The organism is Candidatus Nitrospira allomarina (assembly GCF_032050975.1).
In the GTDB taxonomy this organism is placed as follows: domain Bacteria; phylum Nitrospirota; class Nitrospiria; order Nitrospirales; family UBA8639; genus Nitrospira_E; species Nitrospira_E allomarina.
The window spans coordinates 3,197,536-3,209,811 of sequence record NZ_CP116967.1; the positions used below are offsets into that span (position 1 = coordinate 3,197,536).

11 protein-coding genes and 1 tRNA gene are annotated in these 12,276 nt (G+C 50.3%); 6 read left to right on the forward strand and 6 right to left on the reverse strand.

Annotated features, from left to right (window positions below; translation table 11 throughout):
* The 4 genes from PP769_RS14235 to PP769_RS14250 all read left to right on the forward strand — a co-directional run bounded on the left by PP769_RS14235 (position 1) and on the right by PP769_RS14250 (position 2,888).
* Positions 1-636 carry an XTP/dITP diphosphatase gene (locus PP769_RS14235; protein WP_312641260.1) on the forward strand — a complete coding sequence of 212 codons (636 nt, stop codon included), beginning with the start codon at positions 1-3 and terminating at the stop codon, positions 634-636.
* Positions 614-690: transfer RNA gene (locus PP769_RS14240), tRNA-Pro, on the forward strand. The genes PP769_RS14235 and PP769_RS14240 overlap by 23 nt, the downstream gene beginning before the upstream one ends.
* A gap of 280 nt (positions 691-970) precedes the next feature.
* Positions 971-1,705, forward strand: a complete 735-nt coding sequence (locus PP769_RS14245; protein WP_312641262.1) for an EAL domain-containing protein — start codon at positions 971-973, stop codon at positions 1,703-1,705.
* 292 nt (positions 1,706-1,997) lie between these two features.
* Positions 1,998-2,888, forward strand: coding sequence for a c-type cytochrome (locus PP769_RS14250; protein WP_312641264.1), 891 nt, complete (start codon positions 1,998-2,000; stop codon positions 2,886-2,888).
* A 122-nt stretch (positions 2,889-3,010) separates the two neighbouring features.
* On the opposite strand, the gene PP769_RS14255 is transcribed toward PP769_RS14250, so the two are convergent.
* The gene (locus PP769_RS14255; protein WP_312641266.1) at positions 3,011-4,552 is read right to left on the reverse strand and encodes an alginate export family protein; all 1,542 of its coding nucleotides are present in this window, start codon (positions 4,550-4,552) and stop codon (positions 3,011-3,013) included.
* Between the two features lie 433 nt (positions 4,553-4,985).
* Between PP769_RS14255 and PP769_RS14260 the strand changes: the two genes are divergently transcribed.
* Entirely contained in the window at positions 4,986-5,906 is a 921-nt protein-coding gene (locus PP769_RS14260) for a multicopper oxidase domain-containing protein (RefSeq protein WP_312641268.1), read from the forward strand.
* A 156-nt stretch (positions 5,907-6,062) separates the two neighbouring features.
* Here PP769_RS14260 and PP769_RS14265 read toward each other — a convergent pair whose 3' ends face one another.
* From PP769_RS14265 to PP769_RS14280, 4 genes are all read right to left on the reverse strand, one after another.
* Complete coding sequence (locus PP769_RS14265) at positions 6,063-6,689, reverse strand: hypothetical protein (protein ID WP_312641270.1); 627 nt, start codon at positions 6,687-6,689, stop codon at positions 6,063-6,065.
* A 206-nt stretch (positions 6,690-6,895) separates the two neighbouring features.
* A complete protein-coding gene (locus tag PP769_RS14270; RefSeq protein ID WP_312641272.1) occupies positions 6,896-7,549 on the reverse strand; it encodes a hypothetical protein in 654 nt (217 codons plus the stop codon).
* Positions 7,550-7,657: 108 nt separating this feature from the next.
* On the reverse strand, positions 7,658-8,053 hold the full coding sequence (locus PP769_RS14275) for a hypothetical protein (protein WP_312641274.1): 396 nt from the start codon (positions 8,051-8,053) through the stop codon (positions 7,658-7,660).
* Positions 8,043-9,098: a hypothetical protein gene (locus PP769_RS14280; protein ID WP_312641276.1), complete on the reverse strand. Its 1,056-nt coding sequence runs from the start codon at positions 9,096-9,098 to the stop codon at positions 8,043-8,045. The genes PP769_RS14275 and PP769_RS14280 overlap by 11 nt, the downstream gene beginning before the upstream one ends.
* Before the next feature lie 501 nt (positions 9,099-9,599).
* On the opposite strand from PP769_RS14280, the gene PP769_RS14285 reads away from it, so the two are divergent.
* Positions 9,600-10,466, forward strand: a complete 867-nt coding sequence (locus PP769_RS14285) for a DsbA family protein (RefSeq protein ID WP_312641278.1) — start codon at positions 9,600-9,602, stop codon at positions 10,464-10,466.
* 155 nt (positions 10,467-10,621) lie between these two features.
* Here PP769_RS14285 and PP769_RS14290 read toward each other — a convergent pair whose 3' ends face one another.
* Positions 10,622-12,151 carry an Rqc2 family fibronectin-binding protein gene (locus tag PP769_RS14290; protein WP_312641280.1) on the reverse strand — a complete coding sequence of 510 codons (1,530 nt, stop codon included), beginning with the start codon at positions 12,149-12,151 and terminating at the stop codon, positions 10,622-10,624.
* Positions 12,152-12,276: the final 125 nt, after the last annotated feature.

A 12,276-nucleotide genomic window follows, 5' to 3' on the forward strand; every position in this document is an offset into this window, starting at 1 on the left:
ATGGTCATTGATTCTTTAGTTCTGGCAACCGGGAATCGGCATAAAGTTGAGGAAATTCAGTCCATTCTCAATGATGTGGGCATACCCATGCTCACCTTGAATGAATTTCCTGATTTTCCGGCTGTTAATGAAGATGGGCTTACCTGTCAGGCCAATGCCGTGAAAAAGGCCGTGGCCACAGCCAAATATACCGGACACTGGGCCTTGGCGGACGATACCGGGTTGGAAGTGGATGCGTTACAGGGACGTCCAGGGGTTTATGCGGCCCGATACGCCGGCGAGCATGCAACATACGAGGATAACTGTCAAAAACTGTTGCAGGAATTACACGGGGTGCCTTCGGACCAGCGAACCGCCCGTTTTATCACCGTGGTGGCCCTGGCCAACCCGGATGGTGAGACGGAAACGGTTGAAGGCGTGTTAGAGGGAATTATTACCCAGGAGTTTCATGGAACGGGTGGATTCGGGTATGATCCAGTATTCTATGTTCCTCAATTAGGAAAAACACTAGCCGAGATGACCTTTGCAGAAAAAAATCGAATCAGCCATCGCGCTCAAGCGGTGACCAATGCCAAGAGTCTTCTCACCACACATCGCCATCTAGCACAAGAGTCGGGGCGTAGCGCAGCCCGGTAGCGCGCCTGCTTTGGGAGCAGGATGTCGGAGGTTCAAATCCTCTCGCCCCGACCAAATACTCAGGTAAGACACCCTCTCCTGGTATCACGCCAAAGTTTTTAACAGCAAACTTTTCGCCTCTCGCTTAGTTGAATGGACCAGTCTGAACAAACCATGCGTTGTGTCTGTATGACTCCTCCAACTTTATCTCGTATGTTGAGGACGAAAGAGATCGCTCGCTCGCAGTCGTCTAGCTAATTGAGGTAGGATGACACTGTCTGGACTTGACCAGCCGTGATTTCATCATCTGCTGGATCTTGAGGGTTCAATCCATACACAAAAACGCTCACCAGTCATGTCTACTCTTTCTACTCATACCGTTCGGTCTTCCATTTTCGCTAAGTATCAACCGATCATTGATCTCACCACAAATCGTATCGTTGGCTGTGAAGCCCTTGCCCGGTGGCGAGCGGATGGCGGACGTGAGATCAGTATAGAACCCGTCATTGACGAGTTCGAATCGCAGGAAGACTTAGCCTTAGAGTTAACCACCTGTATGTTTGCCTGTCTTAAAGCGGATTTAGGCACCCTGCTGCTCGAACATCCCACGTTTTCAGTAAGCGTGAATTTGCCCCCCATTGTGATGGGGAAAAACAAGATCTTGCCGGTGCTGGAAAAATTAGGTTTGATACCCCATCTCCCACAGCTCACCGGGGAAATCACTGAACGGCAAGCACTCAATGAGAAAGGCCGGGATGCCATCCGCCTGGCTCGGCAATTGGGTGCCAAAGTGGCCATTGATGACTTCGGCACCGGGCATTCAGGACTGCAACAACTCATTGACTTGGAAGTGGATACCCTTAAAATTGACCAATCCTTTATTCAGCAGTTGGGAACCAATGTTGCGGCGGAACGTCTGGTGCGTGGGATTGCAGCCTTGGCCACTATTCTCAAGGTGGATATTGTTGCCGAGGGCATTGAGACCCCGGAACAAGCGGACTTTCTTCGGGCTATCGGGATTGAAAAGGGGCAAGGGTGGTTGTGGGCGAAAGCCCTTGACGCCCATGAATTGTATGCGTGGTTGGACTAGCGCTGCCAAGTGTCGTGTACGTTCATAAGCAAAGAGGAATCGCTCTTCCATTAAGGGTCTGGATTGTTTGTTGGGAAGTTCTTCCCGCTGCCTCTTGACGGTAAGCCGACAGGACCTTCTTCATTTCATCTTGGTTGGGAAATTTCTTCGCCTAGCAAACAGGTGTATTGAAAAGCTGACGTGTGGCAGGAATGGACCGAAGCGGTAAGTGACTTTACCGGGCTTTTAGCCTGGTCTATACTCAGCAACTATCAATCAGCGTTAGTTGATCGGTAAGAAGAATGGGGTATTTATGGTCCGCACAGGTCTTTCTGCATGGAGACTTCCTGTCCTTCTCCTTGCTCTTTTAATCGTGGTGCTTTTTTCGCCATTCCAATTGGCCTTTGCAGGTGGAGCTGAAGGCAATCCTGTGAAGGTGACGGATGTCACCCACGGAGATCCCGCCGCGAAGTTCTTACACAGGGGTACTCTTCCATCGGTCGATGATGTTCCTGCAGGCCCAAAGGGCGAGGCCATTCGGTACGGATTTGAACTTATTGTCCACACGCAGCAGCATTTAAAAGAGTATGTCGGAAACAGTCTGACATGTCAGAATTGCCACCTTGGTGCCGGGCGAACTCCCCATGCCGCCCCCTTCGTAGGGCTGTATTCCCTATATCCCATCTATCGAACAAAGAATGACAAGGTCACGACCCTCGAAATGAGAATTAATTCCTGCTTCCGACGAAGCATGAACGGCAAGCCTCTTCCATATGACAGCAAAGAGATGACGGCACTGGTTAGTTACATGGCCTGGCTGTCTGAGGGAATTCCAGTTGGGATTGAAATTCCAGAACGCGGGTTCCCACGCATTGAGCCAACCCGGCCGCCGGATCCAACCCAAGGAAAGAAGCTGTTTACGGCGAAGTGTGCGGTGTGTCATGGGCTTCATAGCGAAGACACCGCGGTTGCTCCTCATTTATGGGGTCCATATTCTTTTAACAATGGGGCTGGTATGGCACGAATTCCCACGCTGGCCGCATTCATCAGGCACAACATGCCGCGAGACCAGGGAGACACGCTCACGAAGGATGAGGCCTATGATCTAGCCGCATTTATTTTAAGCCAACCTCGTCCGGATTTTCCCGATCGAATTCATGACTATCCGAAAGGGCATGACCCGGACAAGGCACCACTGTTCTGATCCAGAATCAATAGGGCCTGGCCCCTTCAGGTGAGAACCAACCTGATCTCTTGCCAATGATTTTTACAAGCCAATTGAACGACCTGCCTCGTGTCCTCGAAGGACATTCCGCCATGACAGCATTAAAATGTTAATGTCGTGGAAACATAGAAATACGTTGAATTCTTGTTATTGGGTTTTCCCGGTTGTTGCAGGTTTTCAATGAAACTTCCTTTCAATAAATACGCTAAGCCCGTTTCAAATACCACGTTTTCTGTCGCGATCCAATGAGCTCGTGCCTCGAAGTGTTGTCCCAGAAATTTTCCGGCTTTGCCAGAGCGATCTTGTAGGCCCGTCCCGACCCATTGGTCCTTGGCCTGGGCAAGCCAGAAAAAACGATGCGCCACAAAGAAGGAAAAATCCTTACTGGGTGTCAGGTGCAGACGATAACCGGGCGAGTTGATATTCGAACGACGGAAGGGGCCCCAAATACCAGCCGGATTTAATTCGAAGTTCACACCTCCAAAGAGGGTATCGAATCGTTGATCCTTATTGTCGTTGGGATTGCGGTCACCGCTGGCATAATCATATTGGACCAAAAATCGGGGAGTCCAAGGGATATCGAAGGTATAGCCGACCTCCACATGCTGGAAATGGGCAAAATGATCAAGCGTCTGAGCGCTCCCGGGTGCTTCCGCCAGATTCCCGAATTGCCAGATTGATTCAATTTCGTAATCCATCTGTCCTACGGCATTCGGTTTAAAGACGCGTAACCCCGGTGTCTGGAAATGACGCCTTCGACTGTCGGTATTGGGGGGGCGATCTGTTTCATTGAGAAAATACACATACAGATCGGTTTGGAGCCAGGAGATCTGTCGCTGCCCAAGAAAAAATCCCCAGAACATCGTTCCGTGTTCTTCAGTATCGCCTTTATTTTCAAATTGGAAAACCGGTTCGACGACAAAGCTTCGGAGATGTAATTTCTCTTCTCCCAGCGCCAAATGGAGGCCGGTGAATGAAACCGGGACATTCCGGAAGTTTCCTCTTCTGATTAATCGTCGGTTACCGAAATCCATGGTGAAACGCCCAACCGTGAGTTCGGCCGGGACTCCGAGTCCGAGGAGATTCGACGAGCCCAAGCCTCCATAGAGTTGGAGGATGTCTGTTTGATCTTCAGTCCCGCTCGGAATTGTGGATCCGTTGTCGGTTAGGAAGGCGCGGGCATCGATAAATTCCGTAAAGAAACGGATCGGATCATATCGGATTCCCAATCGCACGAGGGTATGAAGGGGAAGCTGCTGATCGCTGCCAACCTGATTGAGGCGAAACGGCTCATTATAGGTTTCGTACCGCGTGCGATGTTCAACCCCCAGATGCAACCATCGAGGTCCGTCAATCGTGTTTTCGATGGTGAAAGGACTTTTTCGCAGCACGCGTATTGATCCATCAGGTCGCATGATCGCACGCTGCTCGGTGGTTCCTTGATCTAAAATTTCCCGGTTTAATCCCGGAGACGCTTCATCGGGTTGACCTGACTGGTTGGCGGGCGTTGTGTCAGAGAGGGCTCCAATCAGAGGGCCCCCTTCAGTTCCTCCAACTGCAGTAACTTGAATGAAAGATAGGAGCACGGCGATCGCGGAGCCGATCAAGACCGTCGTTCCGGCTTTCCGTACTACCTCAAACACGCCAACATAACTTTCTTGGCCCGATAGGGCCGATGGAAGGTAATGGGCCACGTTCCTTGCGACATGTCAACAAGGCATCTATTCCCGACATGGTTGTATGACGGAGCCATTCTTCATAACGCAATTCGTCTGGAGGGTCCTTCTCTCCCCACAATGGGGAGTCGAAGTCAATGTCCGAAGGATATCTGAGTCTATTTTTGGTGGGATGCCAAGTCAATGAGGCCATGTCAGAATAAGGATGATTGGGTTGTGGAGGTGGACACATGCCTCTGTCTTGGCCGGTGCCCTTAATTACTCTGGAGCGTAAGAACACCCTTTCATTGAGTCCTGTAAATCCTTATGATGCTCACCTAATGAAGCGGTGGATCTCATGCGTGGTGCAATCCACAGCGCCCGTATGCGCATGAGCTAACCAGGAAAAGGAGGCATGGCGATGGGACTGAAATCGTGGTGGGACAAGTGGCTCCGGCCTATTCACCTCACCGGTTGTATGCTGTTGGCGATGGCACTTGATGGAACGGCACTCGCCAAAACGCAGCCGGTCAGAGATTTTACGGTGGTTGTTCAGGAAAAGACCATTGAACTGTTAGGCCAACCCAAAAAAGAAGTGACCGTCTGGGCATTTGGATTTGAAGGTCAGGAAGCCACGGTTCCGGGTCCGGTTATTCGAGTACCCATGGGGACCAGGGTGCGAGTCCATTTTAAAAATACGCATGTGTTGCCTCATAGTATGCACTTTCATGGGGTACACCCCTTCAATATGGATGGGAACGGTATTCGGGAATTGGGCAAGGAACAGTTACAGATGCCCCGAGAGAGCTACACCTATGAATGGACTCCGGCTGCACCAGGTTATTACCTCTACCACTGTCACTTCGATACGGCTAATCATATGGACCATGGGATGTATGGTTTTTTTATTGTAGAAGATCCTGCCTGGCCTAAGGTGGACCGCGAAATACTGACAGTTTGGGACGAGTGGGACATAGATGGCGATGGACGGTACGACACGCATACGATCAATTCCAAATCCACGCCGGACGAAGAACCCTTGACCGCCAAGGTTGGAGAGACGGTTCGCCTCGTTATGGCCAATGTCGGTGCAGAGGTCCATGCGCCCCATATGCACGGTGTTAAATGGACCGTTCTTGACCCGGATGATCTGACTCCCATTGACAAGGATTACAATGGGGTCGTCAGCCTGGCTTCCGCTCAGATAAAAGTGGTCGAATTCGTCCCATCAAATTTGGGCACGTGGCTCTTCCATTGCCATGTGTTGCCCCATGTGGCGGATGATGGACTCTATCATCGAGGAATGCTCACCCGGCTCAACGTCCTGAAAGGACCATCGTAAACGGTTCAGCCGAAAATTCGCTCTGTCATCGCCGGGTAAACTGAGTTTCGGCTTTGGTCTGACATTCGGATCCTGTCCCTCATATAGGGCCAGGAAAATCTCCAGGTGAATAATCTCTCTATGGTCGTGAGATTGGCCTGACTCTTATTTTTTCATCTAATTATTTTCAAATATCGGCGGTGAGGCCTCCATATCGGTTTCTCTCCAGTTGAAAAAGAAAAATGCCGTATAAACAGTTTGCGTCACCGATCCTACCTGCGGCTCGGTTGAGAGCACAAAACGACCGGATGCTCTGTCGAAAATATCAAAATAAAAGCGCACATAGCCCTGGCTTTTCACACGTTTATAGAAAGCCAATTCGGGTGTGGCTATGGGAAATATCGTTGCCTGAGTGGCCGGTAGCCCCAACAACCTCGCGTTTTGGGTCGTCCCTATAGACTCAACGATTAAATGCACACGATAGGTTGCATCCTCTTCTTCTTCCCGAATGATCACTCCCTGTTTTCCTAGCCAACCGGCCACGACCTGCCTCATGTGATGATTGATGGCATCTCCATTTAAACTCTGGTCCACCCTCAGATCTGTAGCGGTCAGGAGGATTGATGCTTCTTTGAGAAAGCCCACATCATAATTCTTCAGGCCTTTGTTGATTGCTGAGCTGAATAACAATTGCTCGGTGGGTGTCAGGGGATCCGTCGCCTTTTTTGATGGTATGGCGCAGCCGGACAGACTCAGGATTAGCCAACAAATCATGATGCTTCGCACGGTCTTTAATCTGTTCATCTTCCCTTACTTCCTCAATTTAGAGTGATTGTCCAACTTCGTCTTGCCTCAAACGAAAACGATAGGCATGTGCCAGAGTTTCGAAGTTTCTTGCAGAGCAGTAAAAATGTTGAAAAGGCCAAGGCTAAACCTACTAATCATTACCCCCGTTACTTGCTGCGACTCATTTTAATGTCCCAACTATGCTTTGGATAAACCGGTCTCCGCTAAATGGCATCGCAGTCCGCGAGCAACTCTTGAATCGTTTTGTCCACCCCCTTGCCCGGCAAAACGTCGACCCAGCATGGCTGATCAGCGCCGGCAATACATTGCTGCATGTCTGCCCAATGTGCGACCTGGGTTGATTGAGTTCCCGATGCCATTTGCATGAGGAACGTCCATGAGCCACGCTGTTTGACGAGTTCGCCGGTGCCAGTCGTAATGGTTGGGCTTTTCGGGCCGGGAAGCTCCGTTATGCCATTGAAGGAGATTTCCACTCGCCCGCCTGGTTGACCTGGTGTACTCGGTGGTCCAGGTGTCACCGAGCCGATCATGTATTGACAGAGAGGAGGCTGGCCTTCAAATTTGACAACTACAGGCCCGAAGAAAAATCCGTCATCGAATTTCTCGATATGCCAGACCGTCTGGTCATCAATTGGCACAGTCGTATTTGGATTGCTGGGATCATCCGTGTCCCACGTGTAGGCCTTAAGATACTCAGATGGCACGTACCAGTAGGTGCCGCCGTTTTCTCCCAGCCAGGCCCACTGAGAAGATTGTGGCTTCGAATCTCCACCCTTTGCCGTGGATTCACCATAGAATGCGGTGACCAAAATGACCGCACACGACACCATGGCAACAAGATGTTTCGATGGTAACATTTCGTTTCCGTCCTTTTCAGAGCAAATCTTTTATTTGTCCTTGTTGGATACCGTCCCTCTACATCCAGACTATGTTCGCGGAATCATTTAGGCGTTCCGGACAGCGAATTAGTTTCCACAGAGGGTGTGATTAATTTCGCATTGGGTCATAATGCCGGCGCTGGTCTGTTCGGCATTGAGGTTCACGATCGCCGCATTTGTCTGGTCGTTGATATTATCGCACCCACAAATTTGGCTGGCACAGCAACTACATTCGGCTAGTGCCTCGACCAACGTGATTTCTGTCAATCCATTCATATCCTGGATGCCGCTGCAGGCCTCTCCCAATAACTGAGCTTCAGTTTGATGGTCCGGCGGGGGGCCGTTCTGTCCGATCCCCACGGTGGTGCATAAGGTTGCATCGCAGGAATACCCCAACTGAATGTTGGGATCATTGGGATTATTTTCGTTGCTTGATTCATAATAACCGCAGACACTTTGACAGAGCGCCCCATCAGGATCCAATTTTGTAGTCTGTTTCCGGGTTGAACAGAGGGCATCCACTATCCCCAGGTGAATCAGGTATGCAGGGGAGGTCGGTGAGTATTATTGGGCCACCGGCGGGGTTATACGCTGCCGACCAGACATTGTCGCCTCGTCCATGGCGCTTTTTGGCACGGGAGGAAGTGGTGACGGGAGGCGGGTCGTTTGCGTTGCAACTTTGATCTCCTTGACCAATTTGGAACGGTCCATCATAGACCGGACATTTGCACTCCACAAGGTTACGGCCGGCCGCATCTTTTTCTCCCGTGCGGTAGCAAGGCGCTGTCATGCAACCCGCATAGACACCTTGATCCCTTCTATCTGTACACTCTGTCGAAGTGTCTTCTCCCATGCTGACGTAATCGCGTTTGTACCGTTCTGAATACACGGATATCAGGTCGGCGCCGGGAACCAGTAAATTGGTATTGATCGCTTCACATACCGGTGGGATTCTTCCGCTATTCAGGCATTCTGCTCCTTGTTCTCCGCAGGCTTCAACTGTTTCCTGATAGATATCCAAATTGGAAATGGCATGAATATCGACGAGGTAGGACATCTTAGGAGATACCTCATCAGTAGAGATTTCGAAACACGTGCAATTAGCCAATGTTCCATCAGGGGAAAGCGTGCAGGGCAAAGAGGGGTTTTCATCACTATTCCCTGTCGGGGCATCGGGGCCTGAGTAATAGCACAGGGCATAAGAAAATGGTCTGCCGGATGGCGGGGTACATTGCAGAAAATTCGCTGCGGACGTCCAGACATTCGCATACGCAGGACCAAAATCTGTGGTTACCGTATCATTGAAAGTATATACATCACTGAGTCTCACGCCACGGAGGATCGACTTACTATATCGATGTCCATAGTTACTGGGATTGGTCTTTGAAGAAATCCCGTCACGGTGATCCCTGTCGCCGGCATAGAGATCATTGCCATTCGCCAGCATGATACCCAAAAGAATACTCAATCCGAGAAATAAGTGGCTCGCTTCCCGCCAACCCAAGCCTAAACTGATGAAGTGTTTCATATTCAACCTCCATTCCGGACATTCCTAAGCCACAAATTCTAGCGCTTCGAAATGCTTCCGGTTTTTGTGGATCACTTTCTTAATGATCTTTCTACAGCTTTTTTCCTTGTAAACGGATCGTAGGCTTCGAATCCGATGCGCACCAGGATTTTTTTCTATACAATACTCATCAGGCTTTTCCTGTTGGTATATTGCCGTTTATCCGCAATTGTGCAACGCATCTGATGTGATGCCTTCCCTGTAAGTTCATCTATCTGACCGGAATAAACCGGATTTTTAATCGGTCGGCAGGAAAAGTCAAGGAAATTCTCGTCGAGCTCGCTTTCCCGTGGTTGTGTAATCGGTGATGAACAATCTCATTGAATCCCTCGATCTTCAGCCCATGATTTGTTACCTTCTCTTTGAGAGTGGGTTTTAATCGAGGTGGGTTGTAATAACATTTGCACGGCAGGCTGTGCGATGAATGGGCAACTCTTTATTGCAAGCTATGAAAAGGCGGACATGAATCGACGAATTCAGGGAATTAAGAAACCGGAGAACAGCCCAGGAGAAAAAAACAGGATCTTCCGAGGACTGATCGGCCTGCTGGTGTGTGTAGGTCTGCTCATGATTAATCCTGGACCCGGCCAGGCCGTAGTTGAAGACGATGTCAGAGTCCTTCGTGAGGATATGGAGCAGGTGAAGAAGGATCTTGCTGAAATTAAGAGCATCCTTCAGAGTGCGATAAAACGGCCAAGTCCCGAGAAAAGCACTGGCACCGTGGGTGTGACCGGGGGTGCGATGCTGGGGGAAACCGATGCGCCGGTGACGATCGTGGAATTCTCGGACTATCAATGCCCATTTTGCCAACGGTATTCATTGACGGTGTTCCCTGTGCTCAAACGTGAGTATATTGATACAGGAAAAGTTCGGTATGTCTTCAGAGATTTTCCCTTGAGCAGCATTCATCAACAAGCGGGAAAGGCTCATGAAAGTGCGCACTGCGCCGGAGAATTCAATAAATACTGGGAGATGCATGATGCGTTGTTTCAAAACCAGAATGATCTCACCGTTCCCTCGTTGAAACAATATGCGGCGGACCTCGGACTGGATTCTACGACGTTCGTGGAATGCTTAGATAGCGGGAAATACCAAGTTGCTATTCAGAAGGACGTTGATGATGGCGGAGCTGCGGGAATTAGAGGAACCCCATCGTTCTTTATTGGGAAAAGCGGCTCAGGAGACTCCATCACCGGAACGATTATCCGTGGAGCTCAACCGCTGGCGAAATTTCAAACCATTATCGAGCAGCTCCTCAGTGATCATGGGTCTGACGCTGGTGGTGTTTCCCCTGAATCCGATGAAAGTCCCCCCGCTCGTCTACCTTAGGCCCTCAATGGAGGCTGTTCGGTCAATCACTCCCTCGTGAGTTCACTTTTTCCGGGCAACCAACTCATCCAATCCGTTTTCAATAACCCAGGCTCACGTCGTTCAGTCGATTGCCGCATTGGTATGCTCATCTATTTTACCAACCAATAAATATTCTAGTTGGTGGCGCCTTTCAACCGATTCAATCGATCTTCTTTTAATTCAATCCAGAGTGATTTCTCTCTCTCCACCGTGACGGAACCGGGTTTGAAGCCTTTGCCTTTCCTGACGAATTTCCGCAACGTATAAATCACTTCCCCTTTGCCGCATTTTCGCAAGTCACTAAACCACAGGGTCAGCGTCGCCGCATCCTTTAATGTCTCCGGAGGCACCATGGCGCCCTTCTCCAAGCGGACAACCACGTGCGAACCGGGTGTCCCTCGAGCGTGAAGCCAGAGATCATCCGGATTGGCGACCTTCAATGTCAGATGATCATTATCCTTCGCCGTTTTTCCGACTAAAATAGGAAGCCCATCGGCAGAGATATACGTCCGGTAGCCCTGGGCTGGAGCCGGTCGGCCTTTGGATACCCCCGTCCCCTGGGGAATCGAGGAAGCTGGTTTTTTCTTCGTTTCTGGTAAGACCTCAGGATCCACAATCCCTTGTTCTAGCTGAGACAACTTCCTCTCCAATCGGGCCACCTCTTTTTGGGCCTCCTCTACGCGGGGTTGGAGATGTTCCTGGGCCCCGATATATTTATGATATTTCCGAAAGTAATCTTCCATGTTCCACACCGCATCCTTAGCCGGGTCAAGCGGGAGCGTCAGGGTCGGCAGGGCCGGATCATAATAATCAACAATCGTGATGGCCTCTTGTCCCTTTTTGATCTCATGGAGATGACTTTTCAACAGTTCTCCATACCGGGCATACTCCCGAAACCGCTCGGTCTTTTTGAAATCTTCTTGTAACGCCTGAATTTTTCTTTTGGCATGTTTCAGTGCTTTTCGAACCTGCGCCAGTTGCTGCTCAAGGATGGTTTCCCGGCCTTCCTCCTGTTCTCGCTGCCTATATCGGGCTTCCAGTACCGCCGATAACGGAAACATTTCGCCAAAGGTACCTGTTCCCTGAGTGGCAGCTTTAGAAAGCGGTTCACGAATTTTTCCTTCCTGCTGGATAACGATCTCGTCTTGAAAGATGCGACCATCCATGGCGGAGGAAGGGAGAGCCTCCGAGGAGGGCCCCGGTCGCATCGTGGGAGGTGTATAGCGCTCTCCCGCCTTCACGCGGGAATCCCGTAAGGATCTCAAGACCAGTTTTTTCTCATTTAGGACATGCACATTCGCCTGATTGCCGGTCAAGGCAATCACCAAAACAGACATCTGTTGGGCTTTGGCTATTGTGATAAACACAATACGGTCTCCTGCCTCTTGGCTGATCTCCGCAATGCGTCCACCCTCCACATAAGAACGCAGAAAGGCACAAAAGGGCAGGGGAGTCGGAGGATTCTCAAACTTCTGAGAGGTCAGATGCAGGCGGGCAAACCGGGCATCCGCGCACACAAGTAAGTGGCTTGTCTGTCCCTGGGAGCGAATATCGAGGGTTAAGGTCAAGTCCCGGGGTTGGTGGATTTTCTGAATAAACCCACCGACCAAACCCTTGCGTAATTCCCTGACAATGGACTCACATTCAGAAAGGGAAAGAGCCATAGTTACGTGGTGCCGGCTGGAAAAAGATGGGGGACAGAAGAAATGAATATGGCAATTTCTTCGGAACCATTCCAGACAGCGGTTGTGCCGGTTGCAAAGATTGACCTGGAGATATGAGGCCTTAG